The 23,203-nt window shown below is 65.5% G+C and carries 18 protein-coding genes; 11 read left to right on the forward strand and 7 right to left on the reverse strand.

The window, feature by feature from the left end:
* Positions 1 to 139 precede the first annotated feature (139 nt).
* From ASG86_RS10620 to ASG86_RS10630, 3 genes are all read left to right on the forward strand, one after another.
* A complete protein-coding gene (locus ASG86_RS10620; RefSeq protein ID WP_056333619.1) occupies positions 140 to 1,387 on the forward strand; it encodes an inorganic phosphate transporter in 1,248 nt (415 codons plus the stop codon).
* Positions 1,384 to 1,605, forward strand: a complete 222-nt coding sequence (locus ASG86_RS10625) for a hypothetical protein (RefSeq protein WP_056333622.1) — start codon at positions 1,384 to 1,386, stop codon at positions 1,603 to 1,605. The genes ASG86_RS10620 and ASG86_RS10625 overlap by 4 nt, the downstream gene beginning before the upstream one ends.
* Before the next feature lie 91 nt (positions 1,606 to 1,696).
* Positions 1,697 to 2,257 carry a dihydrofolate reductase family protein gene (locus ASG86_RS10630; protein ID WP_056333625.1) on the forward strand — a complete coding sequence of 187 codons (561 nt, stop codon included), beginning with the start codon at positions 1,697 to 1,699 and terminating at the stop codon, positions 2,255 to 2,257.
* An 11-nt stretch (positions 2,258 to 2,268) separates the two neighbouring features.
* On the opposite strand, the gene ASG86_RS10635 is transcribed toward ASG86_RS10630, so the two are convergent.
* Complete coding sequence (locus ASG86_RS10635; protein WP_082566757.1) at positions 2,269 to 2,733, reverse strand: hotdog fold thioesterase; 465 nt, start codon at positions 2,731 to 2,733, stop codon at positions 2,269 to 2,271.
* Positions 2,734 to 2,950: 217 nt separating this feature from the next.
* Here ASG86_RS10635 and polA point away from each other — a divergent pair, with 217 nt between their 5' ends.
* From polA to rpsA, 3 genes are all read left to right on the forward strand, one after another.
* Positions 2,951 to 5,593 (forward strand): DNA polymerase I, encoded by a 2,643-nt coding sequence (gene polA / locus ASG86_RS10640; RefSeq protein ID WP_056333631.1) that lies wholly within the window; start codon positions 2,951 to 2,953, stop codon positions 5,591 to 5,593.
* Positions 5,594 to 5,669: 76 nt separating this feature from the next.
* Complete coding sequence (locus tag ASG86_RS10645) at positions 5,670 to 6,968, forward strand: GNAT family N-acetyltransferase (RefSeq protein ID WP_056333634.1); 1,299 nt, start codon at positions 5,670 to 5,672, stop codon at positions 6,966 to 6,968.
* A gap of 238 nt (positions 6,969 to 7,206) precedes the next feature.
* Positions 7,207 to 8,682 (forward strand): 30S ribosomal protein S1, encoded by a 1,476-nt coding sequence (rpsA, locus tag ASG86_RS10650; RefSeq protein WP_056333637.1) that lies wholly within the window; start codon positions 7,207 to 7,209, stop codon positions 8,680 to 8,682.
* A 108-nt stretch (positions 8,683 to 8,790) separates the two neighbouring features.
* Here rpsA and ASG86_RS10655 read toward each other — a convergent pair whose 3' ends face one another.
* Positions 8,791 to 9,291 carry a GNAT family N-acetyltransferase gene (locus tag ASG86_RS10655; protein ID WP_056333640.1) on the reverse strand — a complete coding sequence of 167 codons (501 nt, stop codon included), beginning with the start codon at positions 9,289 to 9,291 and terminating at the stop codon, positions 8,791 to 8,793.
* Positions 9,275 to 9,964 (reverse strand): IMPACT family protein, encoded by a 690-nt coding sequence (locus tag ASG86_RS10660; protein ID WP_056333643.1) that lies wholly within the window; start codon positions 9,962 to 9,964, stop codon positions 9,275 to 9,277. Before ASG86_RS10660 ends, ASG86_RS10655 begins: the two co-directional genes overlap by 17 nt.
* 76 nt (positions 9,965 to 10,040) lie before the next feature.
* On the opposite strand from ASG86_RS10660, the gene coaE reads away from it, so the two are divergent.
* Together coaE and uvrB are read left to right on the forward strand one after the other, a co-directional pair.
* Complete coding sequence (coaE, locus tag ASG86_RS10665; protein WP_056333646.1) at positions 10,041 to 11,255, forward strand: dephospho-CoA kinase; 1,215 nt, start codon at positions 10,041 to 10,043, stop codon at positions 11,253 to 11,255.
* Between the two features lie 80 nt (positions 11,256 to 11,335).
* Complete coding sequence (gene uvrB, locus ASG86_RS10670; RefSeq protein ID WP_056333649.1) at positions 11,336 to 13,435, forward strand: excinuclease ABC subunit UvrB; 2,100 nt, start codon at positions 11,336 to 11,338, stop codon at positions 13,433 to 13,435.
* 113 nt (positions 13,436 to 13,548) lie between these two features.
* Here the strand turns inward: uvrB and ASG86_RS10675 are convergent, their stop codons facing one another.
* Positions 13,549 to 14,874: an ABC transporter substrate-binding protein gene (locus ASG86_RS10675; protein WP_056333651.1), complete on the reverse strand. Its 1,326-nt coding sequence runs from the start codon at positions 14,872 to 14,874 to the stop codon at positions 13,549 to 13,551.
* A gap of 340 nt (positions 14,875 to 15,214) precedes the next feature.
* On the opposite strand from ASG86_RS10675, the gene ASG86_RS10680 reads away from it, so the two are divergent.
* Together ASG86_RS10680 and ASG86_RS10685 are read left to right on the forward strand one after the other, a co-directional pair.
* On the forward strand, positions 15,215 to 16,243 hold the full coding sequence (locus ASG86_RS10680) for a TerC family protein (RefSeq protein WP_056333654.1): 1,029 nt from the start codon (positions 15,215 to 15,217) through the stop codon (positions 16,241 to 16,243).
* 133 nt (positions 16,244 to 16,376) lie between these two features.
* A complete protein-coding gene (locus ASG86_RS10685) occupies positions 16,377 to 17,783 on the forward strand; it encodes an MFS transporter (protein WP_056333657.1) in 1,407 nt (468 codons plus the stop codon).
* Here the strand turns inward: ASG86_RS10685 and ASG86_RS10690 are convergent.
* The 3 genes from ASG86_RS10690 to ASG86_RS10700 all read right to left on the reverse strand — a co-directional run bounded on the left by ASG86_RS10690 (position 17,769) and on the right by ASG86_RS10700 (position 22,188).
* Positions 17,769 to 19,043 (reverse strand): alpha/beta fold hydrolase, encoded by a 1,275-nt coding sequence (locus tag ASG86_RS10690; RefSeq protein ID WP_082566768.1) that lies wholly within the window; start codon positions 19,041 to 19,043, stop codon positions 17,769 to 17,771. The two genes, ASG86_RS10685 and ASG86_RS10690, sit on opposite strands and share 15 nt — an antisense overlap.
* A 64-nt stretch (positions 19,044 to 19,107) precedes the next feature.
* Entirely contained in the window at positions 19,108 to 19,623 is a 516-nt protein-coding gene (locus ASG86_RS10695; protein WP_056333662.1) for a GNAT family N-acetyltransferase, read from the reverse strand.
* A gap of 21 nt (positions 19,624 to 19,644) precedes the next feature.
* Positions 19,645 to 22,188, reverse strand: a complete 2,544-nt coding sequence (locus tag ASG86_RS10700; RefSeq protein WP_056333665.1) for a DEAD/DEAH box helicase — start codon at positions 22,186 to 22,188, stop codon at positions 19,645 to 19,647.
* Positions 22,189 to 22,285: 97 nt separating this feature from the next.
* Between ASG86_RS10700 and ASG86_RS10705 the strand changes: the two genes are divergently transcribed.
* Complete coding sequence (locus ASG86_RS10705) at positions 22,286 to 23,065, forward strand: trans-aconitate 2-methyltransferase (protein WP_056333668.1); 780 nt, start codon at positions 22,286 to 22,288, stop codon at positions 23,063 to 23,065.
* The last annotated feature ends 138 nt before the right edge of the window (positions 23,066 to 23,203 follow it).

A 23,203-nucleotide genomic window follows, 5' to 3' on the forward strand; every position in this document is an offset into this window, starting at 1 on the left:
ACGCGTACGATCGATAAGGTTTCCCGCCGGTTGTGCCGTCGCCGCAAGTCATTCCAAGCAAACAGCTGGTGAACTATGCTGTGCAAGGCAGCCGGGTAAGAGAAACTGCTGAACGTCGACTCTGCAGATTGGGCAACAGGTGGATATCACCTTCATGGTGGCGCTGGTCATCGCACTGGCACTATTTTTCGACTTCACGAACGGCTTCCACGACACCGCGAACGCCATGGCAACGCCCATCGCGACCGGCGCCATCAAACCGAAAACCGCGGTGGCCCTGGCAGCCGTCCTGAACCTGGTGGGCGCCTTCCTTTCCACCGAGGTGGCCAAGACGGTATCCGGCGGCATCATCCGTGAGGGATCCGGCGGTGTCCAGATCACTCCCGAGATCATCTTCGCCGGTCTCATGGGAGCCGTGCTGTGGAACATGATCACGTGGCTGAAGGGGTTGCCGTCCAGCTCTTCCCACGCCCTGTTCGGCGGATTGATCGGCGCCGCAATCGTCGGTGCCGGGTTCAGCTCCGTCAATCTTGAGACGCTGCTGCAGAAGGTCATTCTGCCGGCCATCTTCGCCCCGGTTATTGCAGGCCTTGCCGCATACGTGTGCACACGCCTTGCCTACGCCCTCACCTCACGCCATGACCCCGAGACGGGCAGCAAGCTCACCCAGAAGCGCGGTGGTTTCCGCACCGGACAGATCTTCACGTCCAGCCTTGTGGCACTGGCGCACGGCACCAATGACGCCCAGAAGACCATGGGCATCATCACGCTGGTCCTGATCGCCGCCGGAACCCAGACGCCCGGATCCGGTCCGCAGCTCTGGGTCATCACCGCCTGCGCCCTGGCCATCGCCATCGGCACCTACGCCGGCGGCTGGCGGATCATCCGCACCATGGGTTCGGGTCTGACCGAGGTCAAGCCCGCCCAGGGTTTCGCAGCCGAGTCCAGCACAGCCTCAGCCATTCTCGCCTCATCCCACCTGGGCTTCGCCCTTTCCACCACCCAGGTGGCTTCCGGTTCCGTCATCGGCTCCGGAATGGGACGCCGCGGAACCACAGTCCGCTGGAACATGGTGGGCAAGATCGCCCTGGGCTGGCTCTTCACCCTGCCGGCCGCCGGGATCGTCGGTGCCCTGACCGCCCTGCTGGTCATGACAGGCGTCGTGGGCGTCCTCATTGCCGCCATCGCCGGCACCGGCGCAGTGCTCTTCATGTTCTTCTACTCACGCAAGTCCTCGGTGAGCCACCAGAATGCCGTCGAGGTGGAGGAAGCCGGCCAGGCCGTCCGGTTCGCCAAGAAGAAGGCCATGGCCCGCGCCCGGGCCGAAGCCAAGGCAAAAGCCAAGGCCGATGCAAAAGCCAACGACCCCAAGGAGAATCGGCGATGAAGTGGTTGGAACTCCTGGCCGTTGCCGGCGCCACCCTGATAGCTTCCGCAACAGTGGTCACCCTTTACTCCCTCGGCGTCCGGCTGACGGCCATCGCCGGTGACGCGGAACAGACCTCTCCGGGCCTGAAGCGCTCCTTCGCCTACGCCTGCTTCGGCCTGTGCGGCCTGGCCGTCCTGGTGGGCCTGTACCTGATCATTCCGTACTTCTCCAAGTAGCAGCTCCGGGCCGTCCAGCCTGGGCAGGTGCGGGGCTGTTGGATGGGATTGGCCCCTTGGCTGGGCCGGGGCGCTTGTCTAGGCTGGGGCCATGCCGCGCATCCAATACTTTGTGGCCGCGTCCATAGATGGCTTCATCGCCACCTCCACCGACGACCTCGGCTGGCTCCTGCAGTTCGACGGCTTCGAGGGCGGTGCAGAGAGTTACAACGGGTTTATGGCCGGTGTGGGCTGCATCGTCATGGGCGGGGAAACCTACGCCTGGCTAATGGAACATGAGCCCGGCAAGTGGCCCTACACCGGTACGCCCAGCTACGTCTTCACGCATCACGAATACCGTGCCCCGGACGGGGCGGACATCACGTTCGTCCGCGGCGACATCCAGGAATTCGTCACGGACTTCCGCAGCGCTGCCGCGGACCGCAATATCTGGGTGGTGGGCGGCGGCAACCTGGCCGCCCAGTTCGCGGACGCCGGGCTGCTGGATGAGATCATCCTCTCCGTCATACCGGTGGTGCTGGGCGGCGGGAAGCGGCTGTTGCCGATGAAAGGCCCGACGCCGCCGCTTGAGTTGGCTGCCTCCAGCACCCTGGGCAGGGGGATCGTCGAGCTGCGCTACCTGATGCCCGGAAGGACAAGTCCGCAGCCCTGACGCCCGCCGCGTCAGCCGGCGTTGTCCCTGAGCATGTTGGTGATCCGTGCCGTTGACAGGCGCCGTCCCTGGCCGTCGGTCATGACGATCTCATGGGTGGCCAGCGTGCGCCCCAGATGGATCGCCGTGCAGGTACCCGTGACCAGGCCCTTCGCGATGGACCGGTGGTGGGTCGCGTTGACCTCAATGCCTACGGCGTGCCGGCCTGGCCCCGCATGCATTCCCGCAGCGAACGAGCCCAACGTCTCCGCCAGCACCACATGCGCCCCGCCATGCAGGATTCCTGCCACCTGCGTGTTCCCCTCCACGGGCATGGTGGCAACGGTGCGTTCCGGGCCCATCTCCAGGAAATGGATGCCCATCTTGACCACCAAGGCGCCGACGCCAAACCTCCCCAGCCAGCCGTGCATGTGGTCGGGAATTCCGGCGGCTGCAAGCTCTTCGGCGAAAGCACCCGGCGTGAAATTGTCTGTCATGGCAACTAGGCTGGCACCTGTGAGTGAAACAACCAAACCGGCCCCTTTCCCGTCTTCGGCCATCGAAGAGGAGGCTGCCGCGCAGCTTTCGTCCTCCACGCCCCGGCCCGCTGCAAAGGTCGCCGCCCCCGCTGCCGGTGGGTCTGTTTCAGCCACGGAAGCACCCGTCATTCCCATCACCGGCCAGCCGCGGCTGCTGGTCCTCGACGGCCACTCCATGGCGTTCCGCGCCTTCTTCGCCCTGCCCGCGGACAAGTTCTCCACCTCCAACGGCCAGCACACCAACGCCATCCATGGCTTCACCTCCATGTTGATCAACCTCATCAAGGAGCAGCAGCCCACCCACGTCGCTGTTGCGTTCGATGTCTCGGACGAATCCACCCACCGGAAGACCGAGTACAGCGAGTACAAGGGCGGCCGGAACGAAACGCCCCGCGAGATGAGCGGCCAGATCGACCTCATCGCGCAGGTCATGGAGGCCTGGGGCATCAAGACCATCAAGATGCCCGGCTACGAGGCCGACGACATCCTGGCCACCCTTGCCGCGATGGGTGAGAAGGCCGGATTCGAGGTCCTGCTGGTCTCCGGCGACCGGGACGCCTTCCAGCTCATCACGGACAACGTGTTCGTGCTCTACCCCCGGAAGGGCGTCAGCGACATCCCCCGGATGGACGCTGCCGCCATTGAAGCGAAGTACTTCGTCAGCCCGTCCCGCTACTCCGACCTTGCGGCCCTGGTGGGGGAGACCGCGGACAACCTCCCCGGCGTGCCCGGTGTCGGGCCCAAGACCGCGGCCAAATGGATCAACCAGTACGGCGGGCTGGAAGGCGTCCTGGAACACCTTGACTCCATCGGCGGCAAGGTGGGCGACGCCCTGCGGGAGAATGTCGACGCTGTGAAACGCAACCGTCGGCTGAACCAGCTCCACACGGATCTGGACCTGCCCGTCACGCTGGAGGACCTCTACCAGCCGCGCCCCGACCAGGCCGCGATTGAAGATCTCTTCGACCAGCTGGAATTCAAGGCCATCCGCGGCCGGTTGTTTGCCCTCTACGGCGACACTGACGCTCCCGCTGCCGAACGCGAAAGCATCGAAACCCCGGACTACACCACGCCGGCCACTGCCGCGGAACTTGCCGCTTTCCTGGCAGCCGGTGCGGGTCAGCGGACCGCCCTCGCCGTGGACCTCGTGCCCGGCCGGATCGGTGAAGACGCGGCCGCTCTGGCCATCGTGCGCGGTGATGCCGCTGTCTACGTCGACCTCGCCGGCCAGGACGCGGAGACCGAGAATGCGCTGGCCGCCTGGCTGCGCGACCCCGAGGCACCCAAAGTGATGCACGGCTTCAAGGCTGCGCTCAAGGCACTTACGGCCCGCGGCCTTGAGCTGGAAGGCGTAGTGGATGACACCTCCATCTCCGGCTACCTCATCCAGCCGGACCGCCGCACCTACGAACTGGCAGAACTTGCCCAGCACCATCTCAGTGTGGGAATCCCGGCCGCCACGGCGAAAGCCGGGCAGCTGGAACTGTCGTTCGACGGCGACGACAACGCTGCCGCCGACTCCCTGGTCCAGGCAGGCGCGGTGGTGCTGGCCCTGAGCCGCTACTTCGAGGACGAGCTCAAGGAACGCCGGGCGGAGGAACTGCTGTCCACCCTCGAGCTGCCGGTCAGCCGCGTCCTTGCGGACATGGAGCTCGCCGGCATCGCCATCGACATGGACAAAATGGACGAGCAACTTGCCGACCTTGCCCGGGTCATCGACCAGGCGCAGGAACAGGCGTTCGCGGCCATCGGCCACGAAGTCAACCTGGGCTCGCCCAAGCAGCTGCAGACCGTCCTGTTCGAGGAACTCCAGCTCCCCAAGACCAAGAAGATCAAGTCCGGCTACACCACGGACGCTGCGTCCCTGAAGAACCTCCTGGAAAAGACCGGGCACGAGTTCCTGGTGCAGCTCATGGCCCACCGGGAGGCCGCCAAGCTGCGGCAGATGATCGAGTCGTTGAAGAAGTCCGTGGCGGAAGACGGCCGGATCCACACCACCTATGCACAGAACGTGGCAGCCACCGGCCGGATCTCCTCCAACAACCCCAACCTGCAGAACATCCCCATCCGCAGCGAGGAAGGCCGCCGCGTTCGCGGCATCTTCGTGGTCAGCGACGGCTACGAATGCCTGTTGTCCGCCGACTACTCCCAGATCGAGATGCGCATCATGGCGCACCTTTCCGGGGACGCCGGCCTGATCCAGGCGTACAAGGACGGCGAGGACCTGCACCGCTTCGTCGGCTCCAACATTTTCCACGTCCCCACGGACCAGGTCACCAGCGCCATGCGCTCAAAGGTGAAGGCCATGTCCTACGGCCTTGCCTACGGTTTGACCTCCTTCGGCCTGTCCAAGCAGCTGGAGATCTCCGTTGACGAGGCCCGGACCCTCATGAAGGACTACTTCGACCGCTTCGGCGCCGTCCGCGACTACCTCCGGGGCGTGGTGGACCAGGCCAGGGTGGACGGCTATACCGCCACCATCGAGGGACGCCGCCGCTACCTTCCGGACCTCACCAGCACGGACCGCCAGCTGCGCGAGAACGCAGAGCGCATTGCCCTCAACAGCCCCATCCAGGGCTCCGCGGCGGACATCATCAAGCGCGCCATGCTGGGTGTCCACGCCGAACTGCAGGCCCAGGGCCTGAAATCCCGGATGCTGCTCCAAGTTCACGACGAACTGGTCCTGGAAGTTGCCGCCGGGGAGCGGGCCGCGGTGGAGAAACTCGTCACCGACCAGATGGCGGCGGCTGCCAACCTCAGCGTGCCCCTGGAAGTCCAGATCGGCGTCGGGCCCAGCTGGTACGACGCCGGCCACTAGGCTCGGCGGCGCGCTCTTGGGAAGAGAGGACGTTTATGCTGGTCAGCGGCCGGATGCATTGACTAGGCTCGGGTAAATGGGTGATCTGAGCGGAAACTATGAAATCCGGCGCTTTCCCGCTGTGTCCAAAGGCAGGGACGGGTACGCAGAGGCGGAGGCATGGGCGCGAGCAGTTGCCTTCGGCTTCCACGACTCGACCCGCACTCCCGAGCATGTGGCGCGTTCAATGGCCACCTACGAGGCAGACGGCAGGATCTTCACGGGCGCCTACCAGACGGGAACGCCAGCGCAGCACTCGCTCCCGGCCGAGGTTCCTGTGGCCACCTTCGGAACGTTCCGAAAGACCCTTAACATCGGGTTTGGCCGGATGCTTGAAGCCCAAATGGTCACCGCCGTTACCGTTCGGACCTCCCACCGCCGGCGAGGCCTGCTGCGCCGCATGATGACCGGGGACCTGCAGGCAGCCAAGGATGACGGCATTGCAGTGGCCGCGCTCACTGCATCCGAGGGAAGCATCTACGGACGGTTCGGCTATGGCGTCGCCAGCATGGAACGCACTGTCAAGGTGGACACAACGGCCCGGTTCAACCTGCGCCACCAGGCCACGGGGACCGTAGAGGTGGCCGATCCCAAAGTCCTGCTCGACGTTGCCCCCACAGTCTTCGCCCGGGTGCACCGCCACACTCCCGGATCCCTCGGCCGCCAGGAATGGTACCGGCAGTTGGCATCGGGGTCGCTGGGCCGTGACGGGAAGGAAGACCCTGCCATCAAGGCAGCGCTCCACTACGGGCCGGACGGCAGGGTGGACGGGTACGTCTCCTACAAGTTCGCCGGCTGGGACACCACGCCCGCCACGGTGGAAGTGGTGGACCTCCTGGCTGCCACGGATCACGCCTACTTGGAGCTCTGGCAGTATTTGGCTGCCATCGACCTCGTTGAACGCATTTCGTGGAATGAAGCGCCGGTGGATGATCCGCTGGCGTGGGCGCTGGTGGATCCACGCTGCATCGACGCCTCCGACAGCCGCGACATGCTCTGGCTCCGGATCCTGGACGTCCCGCAGGCCCTCTCGGCGCGGCACTACCCGGTTGACGGCCGGCTGGTCCTCGACGTGGAGGACCCGCTGGGCCTCACGGCAGGAACTTTCGCCCTGGAGGTCAAAGGCGGCCAGGCCGCCGTCGAACCTGTGGCCGCGGGAGAGAAGGCCGACCTGGCGCTGGATGTCTCGGCGCTGTCCTCGATCTACCTCGGCGGAATCAGCCCCGTGACGCTCAAGGCGGCAGGCAAGGTCTGCGAGGCAACTCCCGGCGCAGCATTCAAGGCGCAGCAGATGTTCGCGGTGGAACGGGCAACACACTGCCTGACCCACTTCTGATCTCCTCCCGTGTCCTGCACGCCCGCTTTGACCCGAATTGCGGGCAGCGACTAGAATAAACGGGCGTGTACCACGTGCATGCACTTGCGGCCCCTTAGGGGCTGCATTGAAAGCAATCCACAAAATCAGGATGACCCGGAGGATCCGTCGGATTCACCGCGAATCGCGCCTGCGTTCCATAACGCGGGCGCGCCGGTTTGCCTGACCGACTAACTATCCACAACGGAGCCCCTACTACATGACCATCACCTCCACCGAGAAGCCCGGTACCCCCGTAGTCGCGATTAACGACATCGGTACCGCTGAGGACTTCCTCGCAGCTGTCGACGCCACCATCAAGTACTTCAACGACGGAGACCTCGTCGAAGGTACCGTCGTCAAGGTCGACCGCGACGAAGTCCTGCTCGACATCGGTTACAAGACCGAAGGTGTCATCCCCTCCCGCGAGCTTTCCATCAAGCACGACGTTGACCCCGGAGACGTTGTCTCCGTTGGCGATCAGGTCGAAGCCCTGGTGCTCACCAAGGAAGACAAAGAAGGCCGTCTGATCCTCTCCAAGAAGCGCGCGCAGTACGAGCGCGCCTGGGGCGACATCGAGAAGGTCAAGGAAGAAGACGGTGTCGTCACCGGTACCGTCATCGAGGTTGTCAAGGGTGGTCTTATCCTCGACATCGGCCTGCGCGGCTTCCTGCCCGCATCCCTCGTCGAGATGCGCCGTGTGCGCGACCTGGCTCCGTACATCGGCCAGCAGATCGAAGCCAAGATCATCGAGCTGGACAAGAACCGCAACAACGTGGTCCTGTCCCGCCGTGCATGGCTCGAGCAGACCCAGTCCGAGGTCCGCTCCACCTTCCTCAACAAGCTGGAAAAGGGCCAGGTCCGTCCCGGCGTTGTTTCCTCCATCGTCAACTTCGGTGCATTCGTGGACCTGGGCGGCGTAGACGGCCTGGTTCACGTTTCCGAGCTGTCCTGGAAGCACATCGACCACCCGTCCGAGGTTGTCGAAGTTGGCCAGGAAGTCACCGTCGAGGTTCTCGAGGTGGACCTGGACCGCGAGCGCGTCTCCCTGTCGCTCAAGGCTACGCAGGAAGATCCGTGGCAGACCTTCGCCCGCACCCACGCCCTGGGCCAGGTTGTTCCGGGTAAGGTCACCAAGCTGGTTCCGTTCGGTGCGTTCGTCCGCGTCGAAGACGGCATCGAAGGCCTGGTCCACATCTCCGAGCTGGCTGTCCGCCACGTGGAGCTGGCCGAGCAGGTTGTCTCCGTTGGCGACGAACTGTTCGTCAAGGTCATCGACATCGACCTGGAGCGCCGCCGCATCTCGCTGTCCCTCAAGCAGGCCAACGAGGGCGTCGACGCCGACAGCACCGAATTCGATCCGGCTCTGTACGGCATGGCCGCAGAGTACGACGAAGAGGGCAACTACAAGTACCCCGAGGGCTTCGATCCCGAGTCCAACGAGTGGCTTGAAGGCTACGAGAACCAGCGCGCAGCCTGGGAGCAGCAGTACGCTGACGCCCAGGCCCGCTGGGAAGCCCACAAGAAGCAGGTTGCCCAGCATGCTGCCGACGACGCTGCAGCTGCAACGTCCGGCGACAACGATTCCGGCACCACCAGCTACTCCTCCGAGCCTGCTGCCACCGACACCGGTGCCGGCACCCTGGCTTCGGACGAGGCACTTGCTGCCCTGCGCGAGAAGCTGACCGGCAACTAATTGCCGCCGGTCCGGATTCCGGGCCAACGCAACAGACCCCCTGCCATTGGCAGGGGGTCTGTTGCGTTTAATGTGGTGCGCCGGCTTCGTGCTGCAGCCGGTCTGTCCTTAAAGTTCGACGACGGCGCGAACAGTCCCGTCGTCGTCGAAGATAAGCTGGGCGCCGGCTGAGGCGAGAAGGCGCTGGGCGCCGGCGTTGCCCGCCAAAGTGCGGGCGGTTACCCGGGACAGGCCAGCCCTGCGGGCCTCTTCCAGCACCAGATGCAGGGCTGCACCTCCGATCCCGCGCGCCCGGAAGCTCCGGCCCAGCCAGATACCAGTCTCGGCGGACGGGGTGCCCGCACTGGTGACGCGCTTGAGTCGCACCGAGCCGGCAACCCGCCCGCCGCTGAAGACGGCCCAGGACTTTTCCGCAGCGGGTCCGTCCAGCCCGCCGGCGGCAGCGTGGTGGTAGCTGTAGAACCAGGCGGTGCGCTCCAGGTTCCAGCCGGGGCCGCCCAGCGGGGGCGCCACCTCATCCGGGGAGGCATCGCGTTTGGCCAGCTGGAGCAGTTGGTCCGCTACAGTTTCGTCAACGTCCACCAGGCTCACATCAGGTGAGGCGTTCATCCACCCATTCCGTTTCATTGGGAGTGAGCGTAGCGGACCCCGCAGTGAGCTGCAGGATGCGGTCGCTTGCGGCGGCAATCGCGGCAGCATGGTCCGGCACGGCAATGCGCAGCACCGTGTGCCGGTCCTGGTAACTGGTTTCTGCCATGACTTGGCCCGCGGCACGCAGATCGTTCTCCAGCCGGCCCGCAGCCGCGTGCGGTACGGCGGCCGAACAGATCCGGAGCCGGCTGCGGCGCACCAGGGGTGCCAGCTCCAGGGCTGCGGAGACCGACTCGGAATAGGCCCGGACCAGGCCGCCGGCGCCGAGCAGGACGCCGCCGAAATAGCGCACGACGACGGCACTGATGTCGCTAAGGTCGGTCACCCCGGGCGCTGTTTCACGCTTCAGCAGGGCTTCGAGCATAGGGATGCCGGCGGTCCCGGCGGGCTCACCGTCATCGCTGGAGCGCTGGATGCTGCGGTCCGGCCCGATGACGAACGCCGAGCAGTGATGGCGGGCGTCGTGGAATCCGCGGCGGAGCACCGCCACCAGGTCACGGGCCTCCTCCTCGGTCCCGGCCCTGCGCAGGACGGTGATGAACCGGGAGCGTTTGATTTCGAGTTCGTGCCGGAAGTCCTGGCCGGCCGCGAGCGTGGTGTACGAGGTGGCCCGGCTGTCTTGCTCTTGCATCCGCCCCAGTCTAGGCCCACCCGGACCCTGTCCCACCTTCACTGAACACGGCTGCCCGGGCTAGTAGGCTGGCGGCGTGCTGAAAATTGGACTGACGGGCGGGATCGCATCAGGGAAATCCGTAGTGGCCGCGCGGTTGCAGGAACGGGGCGCCGTGCTGGTGGACGCTGATGCCCTGGCGCGGGAAGTGGTGGAGCCCGGAACCGAGGGATTGCACCGGATTGTGGAGGAGTTTGGCGCCGAGATGCTCGACGGCGACGGGCGGCTCGACCGGGCACGGCTCGGCGCGGCGGTGTTCGGCAACCAGGATCGGCTGGCTGCGCTGAACGCCATCGTCCACCCCCTGGTCCGCGCCCGCGCCGCGGCCATCACGGCAGCGGCGCCGGACGACGCGATTGTGGTCCAGGACATCCCCCTGTTGGTGGAGACGGGGCAGGGGAGTGCCTTCCACCTGGTGCTGGTAGTGGACGCCCCCGAAGACGTGCGGCTGAAGCGCATGCAGGAGCTGCGCGGCATGACCGCGGAAGCGGCGCGTTCACGGATGGCCGCACAGGCCACGCGCGAGGCACGGCTGGCCGCTGCCGACATCGTCCTAGACAACTTAGGGACAGTGCAGCAGCTGCTTGACCAGGTGGACAGGCTTTGGGACGGGCGGCTGGTGCCTTTTGCCCGCAACCTGGCGGCAGGGTCCCGCGCCCCGCGGGACGGGGGACCGGTGCTGGAGCCGTACCGGCCGGAATGGGCGCAGCAGGCCACGAGGATCGCGGCCCGGCTGGCGGCGACCGCACCCGGACTCATCCTGGCCGTGGACCACATCGGCTCCACCTCCGTTCCGGGCCTGGCCGCCAAGGATGTCATTGACCTGCAGGTGGCGGTGCCGGACCTGGAGGCAGCGGCCAGGATCGCACCGCTCCTGGCAGCTGCCGGTTTCCCCGCGGTGCGGGGGATCGAATCCGACACCCCGAAACCCAGCGCTGCCGATCAGTCCGAATGGCTGAAGCGGTTCCACGCCAACGCAGACCCGTGCCGTGCCGTGAACGTGCATGTCCGGGCGGCCGGCTCGGCCGGTTGGCGTTACGCCCTGATGTTCCGGGACTGGCTGCGGAGCGATCCCTCGGCGCTCAAGCTTTACGCGGCACACAAGGCCGGGCTGGCAGCACGCTTTGCCGGTTCGGGCACCACGAACGGATATGCCGAAGCCAAGGAACCCTGGTTCACGGACGTGGCGTGGCCGCGGATGTCCGCCTGGGCGGAGGCAACCGGGTGGGTGCCGCCGTCGTACGCCTCCTGAAGCAGGAACTTGGACGGACGGCTGTTCGCCTGTAACGGACGGGACCGTTCACTGTCGGTGCCCGGCTGTAGATTAGATCCATGAGCCTTGCGCAGGAGATCAACCGTGTTGTAGCGCCCTTCGAAGTCATCAGCGAATTCAAGCCCGCGGGCGACCAGCCGGCCGCCATCGCCGAGCTGACGGAGCGCATCAACAACGGTGAGAAGGACGTTGTCCTGCTCGGTGCCACGGGTACCGGCAAGAGTGCCACCACCGCCTGGCTCATCGAACAGGTGCAGCGCCCCACCCTGGTGATGGTCCAGAACAAGACCCTCGCCGCCCAGCTGGCCAACGAGTTCCGCGAGCTGCTGCCCAATAACGCGGTGGAATACTTCGTCTCCTACTACGACTACTACCAGCCCGAAGCGTATGTGGCCCAGACGGACACCTTCATCGAGAAGGACTCCTCCATCAACGAGGAAGTCGAACGGCTCCGCCACTCTGCCACGAACGCGCTGCTGACGCGCCGCGACGTGATCGTCGTGGCCACCGTTTCCTGCATCTACGGCCTGGGAACCCCCGAAGAATACATCGCGGGCATGGTGACCCTGCGAAAAGGCGCGGAGATGAACCGGGACCACCTCCTCCGCAAGTTCGTCGCCATGCAGTACGCCCGCAACGACATGGACTTCCACCGCGGGACCTTCCGGGTACGCGGCGACACCGTGGAAATCATTCCCATGTATGAGGAACTGGCCATCCGGATTGAATTCTTCGGGGACGAAATCGAGAACATCCAGACTCTCCATCCACTGACCGGCGAAGTCATCCGGGACGAACAAGAGATGTACGTGTTCCCGGCCTCGCACTACGTCGCCGGGCCGGAACGGATGGCACGGGCCATCAAGCGGATCGAGGATGAACTGGCCGACCGGTTGAAGGTGCTGGAAAGCCAGAACAAGCTGGTGGAGGCCCAGCGGCTGCGCATGCGCACCACCTATGACCTCGAGATGATGCAGCAGATGGGTTTCTGCAACGGCATCGAGAATTATTCATCCCACATCGATGGCCGCGGGCCTGGCACCGCGCCCCATTGCCTCCTGGACTACTTCCCGGACGACTTCCTGCTGGTGGTGGATGAGTCCCACGTGACCATTCCCCAGATCGGCGCCATGTACGAAGGCGACATGTCCCGCAAACGGAACCTGGTGGACTTTGGCTTCCGCCTGCCGTCCGCCATGGACAACCGGCCCCTGAAGTGGGACGAGTTCCTGGAACGGGTGGGACAGACCGTCTACCTTTCCGCCACGCCCGGCAAGTACGAGTTGGGCAAGGCGGACGGGTTCGTCCAGCAGATCATCCGCCCCACCGGCCTGGTTGACCCGGAGGTGGTGGTGAAGCCCACCAAGGGCCAGATCGACGATTTGCTCGGTGAAATCAAGACCCGGGTGGAGAAGGACGAACGGGTCCTGGTGACCACGCTGACCAAACGCATGGCCGAGGACCTCACGGACTACCTGCTGGGCCACGGCGTCAAGGTTGAATACCTGCACTCCGACGTGGACACCCTGCGGCGGGTGGAGCTCCTGCGCGAACTGCGCATGGGTTCCTTCGACGTCCTGGTAGGCATCAACCTTCTCCGCGAGGGCCTCGATCTTCCCGAAGTGTCCCTGGTCAGCATCCTGGACGCGGACAAGGAAGGCTTCCTGCGCTCGTCCACGTCCCTCATCCAGACCATCGGACGTGCCGCCCGCAACGTATCCGGCCAGGTGCACATGTACGCGGACCGCATCACCGACTCCATGGCCAACGCCATCGACGAGACCAACCGGCGGCGCGCCATCCAGGTGGCATACAACAAGGAACACGGCGTGGACCCGCAGCCGCTGCGGAAGAAGATCGCGGACATCACTGACCAGCTGGCCAAGGAAGACGCCGACACCCAGGAACTGCTGAAGAACAACCGCCTGGCCAAGGGTGCCAAACGCGCCAAGTCCGGTGCGAAGGGCGGCGCACAGGTACGTGCCGATGGCCTCGCCGCCGCACCGGCCGAGGACCTGGTGGGCCTGATCGAGCAGCTGACGGAACAGATGCATGGCGCCGCGGCCGAACTGCAGTTCGAAGTGGCAGCCCGGATCCGCGACGAAGTCAGCGAACTGAAGAAAGAACTGCGCCAGATGCAGGCCGCCGGCCACGCCTAGGGACGGTGCGCTTCCACGCAGGCCCGGCATCTCCACGCAGGCTCGGCGTCGCATAACGACGGGCACCCACCCGGGTGCCCGCCGTCATGCTTTTCCCAGCGATGCTGCGGCCTTTACTTCCTGGCCGAGTCGATCATTCCCTTTGCTTCCTGCATCAGGCCCTTGGCTGCATCAGCGGGGGATTTACGGTCAAACAGCACATCGGTGCTGTACCGCTGGATCAGCGCCTGCACCCCGGAGGAACCGGTGGGAGGCACCGGCGGACCACTCTTCAGATCCGGCTTGATGTCCTTCAGGAACGCCGCGGCCGCCTTGTCCGCGGGTGTAAGCAGCGGGTCGATCGCGGTCTGGACCTCAGAGTTGGTGGGGAAACCGCGCTCGGTCAGGATGGTCTTGGCCGCGTCCAGGTTATTGAGCATGTAATTGACCACTTCGGCGGCTTCCTTCGGGTGCTTGCTGCGCGAGGAAACCGACCAGAACATGGACGGCTTGTAGGACATGCCGTTCTCCTTGGCGCTGCCGGTGGAGCTGGGCGCGCGGAGGATCTTTACGTCCGTCTTCAACGCTGACTGGAGCGCGTTCACCTGGTTGGTCCACCACCAGGACATGGCCGTCTTGCCGGTGGCGAACAGGGTCTGTTCCACGGGGGCGCTGATATCCTCGGTGGCAATGTTGGCCGGAGGGGCCGCACTTTGGTTGCGCAGGTTCAGCACGTTCTGGAAGAAGGACGTGGCGGTGTCTTCCTTGAAGCCCAGGCCTCCGTCCTCCGAGTACAGTGACTCGCCGTGCTGCATGGCCCAGGTGTTCAGGTCGGAGTCGGTCAAGGAGTAGGAACTGCCGTAATTGGTCTGGCCGGCCTTGCCCGCGGCCGCTGCGATCTGGGCGGCGGTCCTCGTGTAGTCGTCCCAGGTCCAGGTCTTGTCGTCCGGGATTGGAACTCCGTAGTCCTGGAACATCTTGGTGTTGATCATCACGGCCTTGGCATTCTGGCCGGTACTCAGGCCGTACTGTTTGCCGCTGACCTGACCGGATTTGAGCGCGTCCTGGTCAATTTTGGACGTGTCGATGTTCCCCTGCTTCGACAGGTCCAGCAGTGCGCCGCGGCCGCCGTACTCGGCGATGTAGGCCTGGTCCATCTGGATGACGTCGGGCGAATCGTTGGCCGCGGTGGTGGTGGCCAGTTTGTCCCAGTAACTGCTCCAGACTCCGGGCTCAGCCTGGATCTTGATGTTGGGGTGCGACGCCTGGAATGCATCAATCACCTGTTGTGTCTGTTTGTTCCGCAGGTCGTTCCCCCACCACGTGAAGCGGACGGTGACGTTTCCTCCACTGTCGCCCGAGGCCGACGGGGAGGATGAGCAGCCGCTGGCCAGCATGGCCAGCGCGGCGGCGGTGGCGAGGGCTTTGACCGCCACGCCAGTGCGATGAGGAGTCTTCATTGACCAACCTTGATTTTTGGGACGGACATCTGACAGAGTGAGAAAGCGTTTTCTGGCTCCAGCGAAATTATTCCAACCGGAATTGCGGGTCGTCAACGGTTTGGGGGAAAACGTTATCCAAGCTGTTGCGCCACGGTGCCTGCCGGACCTCCGGGCGCGTGCCGCCACCTGGCTGGGGTACAGTTAAAGCCACGTAGGGGAGTATCCCAAGCGCTACGATCGTCAACACGCAGGGCACAGTTGCCCCGCCGGGCGTAGCGGGCCGCCACATCAGCACCAAGTGCACAGGCTGGCCGGAGAGACTTACACCATTCTTGTGTACCCTGCGAAAGGCTGCCCTGTGCTTGATTTGCCCGTTTGGTTCGAGGTTGGCTCGTTTGTCGTCCTCGGCCTGATTCTCCTGATCGATCTCCTCCTGGTGGTCCGGCGCCCGCACGAACCGTCCATGAAGGAAGCCGGTCTGTGGGTGGCCTTCTACGTCACCTTGGCCCTGGCCTTCGCCGGTGCCATGTTTGCTTTCACGGGTCCGGAGTTCGGCAGCCAGTTCGTGGCTGGCTGGGTCACGGAATACAGCCTCAGCATCGACAACCTGTTCGTGTTCATCATCATCATGGCCAGGTTCTCGGTCCCCCGGAAATACCAGCAGGAAGTGCTGATGGTGGGAATCATCATCGCCCTGATCCTGCGCGGCATCTTCATCATGCTCGGCGCCATCGTCATCGAGCAGTTCAGCTGGGTGTTCTACATCTTCGGTGCGTTCCTGCTGTGGACGGCCTGGAAGCAGGCCCAGGATGAAGGCGAAGAGGAAGAGGACCGGGAGAACCCGCTGATCGCCAGGATCCGCAAGGTCATCCCCATGTCCGAAAAGTTCGACGGCGGCAAACTGCGCACCACGGTCAACGGCAAGAAGGTCTTCACTCCCATGGTGATCGTCTTCATCACCATCGGCCTTACGGACCTGCTGTTCGCGGTGGACTCCATTCCCGCCATCTTCGGCCTGACCCAGAGCCCCTTCATTGTCTTCACGGCCAACCTGTTCGCCCTGATGGGCCTGCGGCAGCTGTACTTCCTGCTCGGCGGCCTGATGAACCGGCTGATTTACCTGAAGCACGCACTGTCCTTCATCCTTGCGTTCATCGGCGTCAAGCTTGTCCTGCACGCCATGCACGTCAACGAATTGCCCTTCATCAACGGCGGACAGCACATCGAATGGGCTCCGGAGATCCCCACCTTTGTCTCCCTGGCCGTGATCGTGGGCACCATCATCATCGCCGTGGTCGCCAGCCTGCTCAGCTCCAAGGCCCAGGCTGCCAAGATCGATCCCCGGCTCGAGGAAGACGCGCGCAAGAGCCACAGCGACGCCGAGTAGGCGCCCGCCCCGCTCATTCAATCCGGAAGATCCCGGCCGCCTGCGCGGCCGGGATCCCGCCTTTTAAACCCCTTTAGGAGGCAGCGGACCAAACCCCCTGTGGCGCCCGCCGCCGCGGGACTATGCTCTGAACATGGCCCGCACCCTTGTGTTGGAGCAGGACGTGCGCCACGTGCAGCGGCGCACTGTCGTGCTTTTGAGCGTGGCCCAGGTCTTCAGTGGACTTGGGACTGGATCAACGGTGTCCATCGGCTCGATCCTGGCCGTGGAGCTTTCCGGTTCCAGCGCGTGGGCCGGTGCCGTGGCGACGGTCATGACCCTTGGGGCCTCCGCGGCGGCGCTGCCCCTGGCGTCGCTTGCCGAGCGGCGTGGACGCCGGGCCGGCCAGGTGGCCGGTCTCTCGGCGGCTTTGGCAGGCGCCGTGCTGATGGTGCTGGCTGTTGTGTTCGGCCTCTTCGTCCTGTTGCTCCTGGGGTCCGCGGGCATCGGCGTGGGCACGGCGGCCAGCCTTCAGGCAAGGTTTGCCGCCGTCGACCTCGCCGCGGCCGAGCACCGCGGGCGGGCCTTGTCCACCGTGGTCTGGGCGGTGACCGTGGGCGCGGTGGCCGGGCCCAACCTGATCCAGCCAGGTGCAGCCGTGGGAGCAGCGCTGGGGCTGCCGCCGGTCGCGGGCCCGTTCGTGATTTCCGGCGCCGGGCTCCTTATTGCAACGGTGATCCTGTTCACCGGCCTTCGCCCGGACCCGCTGCTGCTGGCCCGCCAACGTGCCGGGACCAACGCTGCCGGTGTTGTCCCGCTTGCAGGGCAAGCACCCGCAGGAGGAGCGCCGGCCGGGGTTCCTGCCGCCCCTGCCACTGCCGTCCCTGCCCCTGCCGCCGTGCCCGCAGCGGCGGCTGCCCGGGGCTCGCTCAGCCGCGGCCTGCGCGCCATCCGGAGCTCGCGGACAGCCCTGCTGGCGGTGACCGGCGTCGTGGCCGCGCATGCGGTGATGGTCGGCGTGATGTCCATGACGCCGCTGCACCTCCAGCACCTGGTGGAAGGACCGGGACCACATGCAGGGCACGTTGCCGAAGGGGACGTGCTGGTCATCATCGGCTTCACCATTTCACTGCACATCGCCGGGATGTTTGCGCTCTCCCCGCTCATGGGCTGGCTGACCGACAGGGCCGGCAGGGTGGAGACCATCATGATCGGTTTCACCGTGCTGATCGCGGCCGTGGTTGTTGCCGGGTTCGGCCAGTCCTCCACTGCGGCAGTTGCCGTGGGGCTGGTGCTGCTGGGCGTGGGCTGGTCCGCGGCAACGATCTCAGGCTCCACCCTGCTGGCCGAAAGCGTGGGGCAGGACGCCCGGGTGGCGGTCCAGGGTGTCTCCGACATGCTGATGGGCGCCGCGGGTGCGGTTGGCGGTGCCCTGTCCGGGCTGGTCCTGGGCTTCGCCGGCTACCTTGGCCTGAACCTGTTGGGCGGAGCCATCGGGGCGGCGGTCCTGGCCGCGGCGGTCGTCACCCGCCTGTCACGCCGGCAGTCAGCGGCCGCCTGACCGCACCATGCCCAGCAGGCGCGCAAAGATCCGTTCACCGTCGTCGGCGATTCCGTCGTGATGGAAGTCGGCCGTCTCCCAGACCTGCAGCCCGCGCACGGCCGCTGCAGTCCGCAGGGAAAGGTCCCGGTCCACGTAGATGTCGTCTGAGTAAACCGCTGCTGCCACGGGAACAGTGTTCGCCGTCAATGCCTCAGGGCTGTACAGCGGCGCCCAGTCCTGCTTGGCGGCCAGCAGTTCCGCCACGTCCCGCAGCGGCCGGAGGGCGGGGTCCTGCTCGAAGAACCACGGGTACACCATCTCGCCGGTCAGCAGCAGGGGATCGGCGTCCGGCCGGAACCACGGGTTCTCGCCGAGCATCCGCCAGGCGGACCAATTGGTTGCCCCGCCCTGGCCGTAGATGGATTCGTGCATCAGCGCGTACAGCGGATTGGAGCGGCGGGAAACCACGCTGTGGAGCTGCTCGAGGAACGCGTCGGAGAGCCGGGGTCCTGCGGGCGTTTCCACAAAGGCGTCCTCGAGCAGGTAGTGGAGGCTGTCCACGCGCGTGTTGCCGCCCAGGAACGCGCCGGCCATCTGGAACCGTTCCACGGTGAGGGGCCCGCCGTCGGGCAGGAATTCGGGCGTGGAGCGGAGGTGGCGGGCGATCCGCTCCACAGCCTCCCTGTCCTCGGGATACCAGCGGAAGTACTCATCGTTGCGGGCAGCCACCCGCTGGTAGGTTGCGCGGTACACGTCATCCGCGCTGCCGGTGAGTGGGGCGAGCCCGCCCGTGATCAGCACTTCCCGCAGGCCCTCCGGCGCAAAGGACAGGTAGGTGAGCGCGCAGAAGCCCCCGTAGCTCTGGCCGTAGATGGTCCAGGGCGGTGATTCCAGCGCCTGGCGGATCAGTTCCGCGTCCGCCACGATCGAGTCGGCCCGGAAGTGCTGCAGGTAGGCGGCCTGCTCCGCTGCGGTTCCGCGGACGGGCAGGGTGGTCCGGTCGAGGGGCGTGGAAAGCCCGGTGCCGCGCTGGTCAAGCATCAGGATGCGGAAGTCCTGTGCTGCCGCCTTGCCCCATCCGCCCAGGGAACCCCATCTGTTGCCGCGGCCGCCGGGGCCGCCCTGCAGGAAGAGGAGCCACGGCAACTGTGAGGCGGCCTCCTCGCTGTGTGCAGCTGAGACATACTCCCGGGCAAAAACGGTGATGGTTTCCGCGGAGCCGTCCACTGAAGCGAAATGGTCCAGGGGGACTGTGAAGCAGTGCTCCACGGTGCGCATGCCACGGAACTCATGCCGGGCCCTGATCTCATGCCCGGCCACGATCGCCTGGCCCTGCCGCGCGTCAGCCACGGGAGGAAGCGGGAAGGGACATGCGGGACGGTGCCCGGCCGAACTGGTCCAGCGCTTCTCCAGTCAGCCTGAAGGTGGACCAGCCATCCATGGGGAGGGCGCCGAGGCGGCGATAGAAATTGATGGAAGGCTCGTTCCAGTCCAGCACGCTCCATTCCACCCGTGCGTAGCCGTTCTCAACGGCGATGGCCGCAAGGTGCTGCAGCAGGGCCTTGCCGTGTCCTTCGCCGCGGGCTTCCGGACTGACGTACAGGTCTTCGAGGTAGATCCCGTGCACGCCCTCCCAGGTGGAGTAGTTCAGGAACCACAGTGCGAAGCCCTGCACCTCGCCCCCCGCGTTTTCGGCCATGGCCGCGAAGACGGCGGGGTTTTCGCCGAAGAGCACCTGCTCCAGCCGTTCCGGGGTGTTCCGGACAGCGTCGGGTTCCTTCTCGTAATGGGCCAGTTCATGGATCATCCGGAGGATGGCGGGCACGTCATTCGGGGTTGCGGGGCGGATTACACTCATTGTTCGAGCTTACCGCCGGCGTCAGAGCCGGTTGACGTCCGTCACCCTGACCACCGCTGTTCCGGTGGCATCGGATGCGGCAAGATCCACCTCAGCCGAGATGCCCCAGTCGTGGTTGGCCGCCGGGTCATCGAAAATCTGGCGGACCTTCCAGGATCCGGGTTCCTCGGTGATGATGAGCAGGCCCGGCCCGCGGGCATCCGGCCCTGTCCCAATATCGTCGTGTTCGTCGAAGTAGTCGTCCAAAGCGTCTTCCCAGCGTTCTGAACCCCAGCCGGAACCGCCGTCGAGCTCTCCCAGGGCGGCGGCGTCCTCGTCCGCGAAAAGTTCCACGCGCCGGAACATCTCGTTGCGCACCATCACCCGGAACGCACGGATATTTGAGGTGAGCGACGGCGGTGGAGGCGGCGGTGCGTCGTGGGGTGTCGGCGCCGCCCCGGAAGCCAGTTCCTCCCATTCGTCCAGGAGGCTGGAGTCCACCTGCCGCACCAGCTCACCCAGCCAGGCCGTCAGGTCCGCCAGGTCCTCACGAAGCATGTCCTGCGGGACTGTCTGGCGCAGCGCCTTGAAGGCATCGGCCAGGTACCGCAGCACGATTCCTTCGGACCGGGCCAGGCCGTAGAACTGGACGAATTCGCCAAAGTTCATGGCCCGCTCGTACATGTCGCGGACCACCGACTTGGGCGCGAGTTCGAAGTCTCCCACCCACGGCGCGGCCTTCCGGTACACCTCGAACGCTTCGCCCAGGATCCCGGCGAGCGGCTGGGGGTAGGTGACCTCGTCCAGCATGGCCATCCGCTGGTCGTAGTCGATGCCGTCGGCTTTCATGGCCGCCACCGCCTCGCCGCGCGCCTTCTTCTGCTGGGCCGACAGGATCTGCCGCGGTTTCTCCAGGGTCGCCTCGATCACGGACACCACGTCCAGGGCGTACGACGGCGACTCCGGGTCAAGGAGCTCCAGTGCGGCAAGTGCGAAGGGGGAGAGCGGCTGGTTCAGGGCGAAGTTCGGCTGCAGGTGGACGGTCAGCCGGACCGTGCGGCCGTCGGTGCCCTGTTCCTCCGGCGGGATCCGTTCGATGACCTCGGCGGCCAGCAGTTCCCGGTAAATGCCCAGGGCCTTCTTCATCAGCCGCAGCTGGGAGGACCGCGGCTCGTGGTTCTCCGTGAGCAGCCGCCGTGCCGCCGCGAACGGGTCGCCCGGCCGTTCCATCAGGTTCATCAGCATGGCGTGTGTCACCGTGAAGCTGGACGTCAGCGGATCCGGCACCGATTCCACCAGCCGCTTGAACGTCGGCTCACCCCAGGAAACAAAACCCTCGGGCGGCTTCTTCTTCACCACCTGGCGCAGCTTCTTTTGATCGTCCCCGAACTTGGCGGTGGCCTTGGCCATCGCCTTGACGTTCTCGATTACATGCTCGGGTGCCTGAACCACCACCGTCCCGGCGGTGTCGTAGCCCGCCCGCCCGGCCCGGCCCGCAATCTGGTGGAACTCGCGTGAGTTGAGCAGGCGGGTGCGGACGCCGTCGTACTTGCTCAAAGCCGTGAGCAGCACCGTGCGGATGGGAACGTTGATCCCCACCCCCAGCGTGTCCGTGCCGCAAATAACCTTCAGCAGCCCCGCCTGCGCCAGCTGCTCCACCAGCCGGCGGTACTTGGGCAGCATTCCGGCGTGGTGCACGCCGATCCCGTGGCGCACCAGGCGGTTAAGCGTCTTGCCGAACCCGGCGGCGAAGCGGAAGTTGGCAATCAGCTCCGCGATCCTGTCCTTCTCCTCCCGGGTGCAGACGTTGATGCTCATCAGGTTCTGGGCGCGGTCGATCGCTTCGAGCTGGCTGAAGTGCACCACGTAGACGGGCACCTGCCGGGTGGACAACAACTCCTCCAGCGTCTCGTGGACGGGAGTCTGGTGGTAGTAGTAATGCAGCGGAATGGGCCGTTCGGCGGAGCTGACGGTAGTGGTGGCGCGGCCGGTCAGCTCCGTGAGCCCCGTTTCGAACCGGGTGACATCGCCCAGGGTGGCGGACATCAGCAGGAACTGCGCCTGTGGAAGCTCCAGCAGGGGGACCTGCCAGGCCCAGCCCCGCTGCGGGTCGGAGTAGAAGTGGAACTCGTCCATGATCACGGCGCCCAGTTCGGCTGCGGAACCTTCGCGCAGCGCGATGTTGGCAAGGATCTCTGCGGTGCAGCAGATGATGGGAGCATCCTGGTTCACCCCGGAGTCACCGGTGATCATGCCTACGTTCTCTGCTCCGAAGATCTCACAGAGCGCGAAGAATTTTTCGGACACCAGGGCTTTGATCGGCGCCGTGTAGTAGCTTCGCCGGCCCTGCGCCATCGCCTGGAAGTGCGCCGCGATGGCCACCAGGGATTTCCCTGACCCGGTGGGCGTGGCCAGAATGACGTTCGCCCCCGTCGCCAGCTCCATGATGGCCTCGTCCTGTGCCGGGTACAGCGACAGGCCCCGGCTTTCCGTCCACTCCACAAACCGGGTGTAAAGGGCGTCGGGGTCGACGGCGGCGGATTGGACGGGGGCGGACAGATCGCTCAGCTGGTCAACGAGTTTCATTGACTTCAACCTTAGTGCCACGTTGCGGGCGGATCAGGAGTCCGTTGCGGGTTAGGCTACGCCTTGCCCGTGTGTGCGTCAGAAGCTGGAGAATTTTATGAAATGGGACCCCGCGAAGTACGTCCAGTTCGGCGACTACCGGAACCGGCCGTTCTTCGATCTCACAGCCCGGATCCATGCCGACGCTCCCGCACGGGTGGTCGACCTGGGCTGCGGACCGGGGAACCTCACGGCCACCCTGGCTGAACGCTGGCCCGGCGCCCAGGTCCTGGGTGTGGATTCCTCCGCGGAGATGCTGGCAAAGGCGGCAGCCCTGGTGGAGGAAGGTTCCTCCCTTCAGTTCGAGCAGGCGGACATTGCCGACTGGATGCCGGCTCCGGAGACGGACGTTGTGGTCACCAATGCAGCCCTGCAGTGGGTTCCGGGCCACCAGGACATGATGCGGAAATGGCTGGAAGTTCTACGGCCGGGGGCCTGGTTTGCCATGCAGGTGCCCGGAAACTTCAATGCCCCCTCGCACTCGCTCATGCGGGAGCTCGCGGGGTCGCACCGGTGGGCAGCGAAGCTGGACGGGGTGCTGCGGGGCGGCGAGTCAGTGGGGGAGCCGGGGGACTACCTGGGCATCCTGCTCGACGCCGGCTGTGCGGCGGACGCGTGGGAAACCACCTACCATCAGGTCCTGCCCGGGCCGGACCCGGTGCTGGAATGGGTCCGGGGCACGGCACTGCGGCCCGTCATGGCCGTCCTCGAAGATAACGACGCCACGCGTTTCGAAGCCGAATACGCGGCCGCCCTGCGGGATGCCTATCCCCGCGGTGTCCATGGCACCGTTTTTCCGTTCCGCCGGATATTCGCCGTGGGGCGCAAAGCGGGCTGAGCGCGAGCCCGCCGCATGGTTTTCCAGCCGGTCACAGGCTGTGACAGCAGCGGAAAGTGATCTGGCTTACAATGACGACTGTGGTTTAGGGGTCAAGCCGCTGGCCCCCTCTGCGGCCCAGGCATTTACAGGGGGTAT

It is taken from the genome of Arthrobacter sp. Soil764, assembly GCF_001428075.1.
In the GTDB taxonomy this organism is placed as follows: Bacteria; Actinomycetota; Actinomycetes; order Actinomycetales; family Micrococcaceae; genus Arthrobacter.

Coding starts and splice junctions, on each gene's coding strand:
- ASG86_RS10700 (WP_056333665.1), bottom strand. CDS start 22,188: ATGAAACTCGTTGACCAGCTGAGCGATCTGTCCGCCCCCGTCCAATCC.
- ASG86_RS10705 (WP_056333668.1), top strand. CDS start 22,286: ATGAAATGGGACCCCGCGAAGTACGTCCAGTTCGGCGACTACCGGAAC.
- ASG86_RS10685 (WP_056333657.1), top strand. CDS start 16,377: ATGGCCCGCACCCTTGTGTTGGAGCAGGACGTGCGCCACGTGCAGCGG.
- rpsA (WP_056333637.1), top strand. CDS start 7,207: ATGACCATCACCTCCACCGAGAAGCCCGGTACCCCCGTAGTCGCGATT.
- ASG86_RS10660 (WP_056333643.1), bottom strand. CDS start 9,964: ATGCAAGAGCAAGACAGCCGGGCCACCTCGTACACCACGCTCGCGGCC.
- ASG86_RS10655 (WP_056333640.1), bottom strand. CDS start 9,291: ATGAACGCCTCACCTGATGTGAGCCTGGTGGACGTTGACGAAACTGTA.
- polA (WP_056333631.1), top strand. CDS start 2,951: ATGGCGTTCCGCGCCTTCTTCGCCCTGCCCGCGGACAAGTTCTCCACC.
- uvrB (WP_056333649.1), top strand. CDS start 11,336: ATGAGCCTTGCGCAGGAGATCAACCGTGTTGTAGCGCCCTTCGAAGTC.
- ASG86_RS10630 (WP_056333625.1), top strand. CDS start 1,697: ATGCCGCGCATCCAATACTTTGTGGCCGCGTCCATAGATGGCTTCATC.
- ASG86_RS10695 (WP_056333662.1), bottom strand. CDS start 19,623: ATGAGTGTAATCCGCCCCGCAACCCCGAATGACGTGCCCGCCATCCTC.
- ASG86_RS10645 (WP_056333634.1), top strand. CDS start 5,670: ATGGGTGATCTGAGCGGAAACTATGAAATCCGGCGCTTTCCCGCTGTG.
- ASG86_RS10690 (WP_082566768.1), bottom strand. CDS start 19,043: ATGCGCACCGTGGAGCACTGCTTCACAGTCCCCCTGGACCATTTCGCT.
- ASG86_RS10625 (WP_056333622.1), top strand. CDS start 1,384: ATGAAGTGGTTGGAACTCCTGGCCGTTGCCGGCGCCACCCTGATAGCT.
- ASG86_RS10675 (WP_056333651.1), bottom strand. CDS start 14,874: ATGAAGACTCCTCATCGCACTGGCGTGGCGGTCAAAGCCCTCGCCACC.
- ASG86_RS10635 (WP_082566757.1), bottom strand. CDS start 2,733: ATGACAGACAATTTCACGCCGGGTGCTTTCGCCGAAGAGCTTGCAGCC.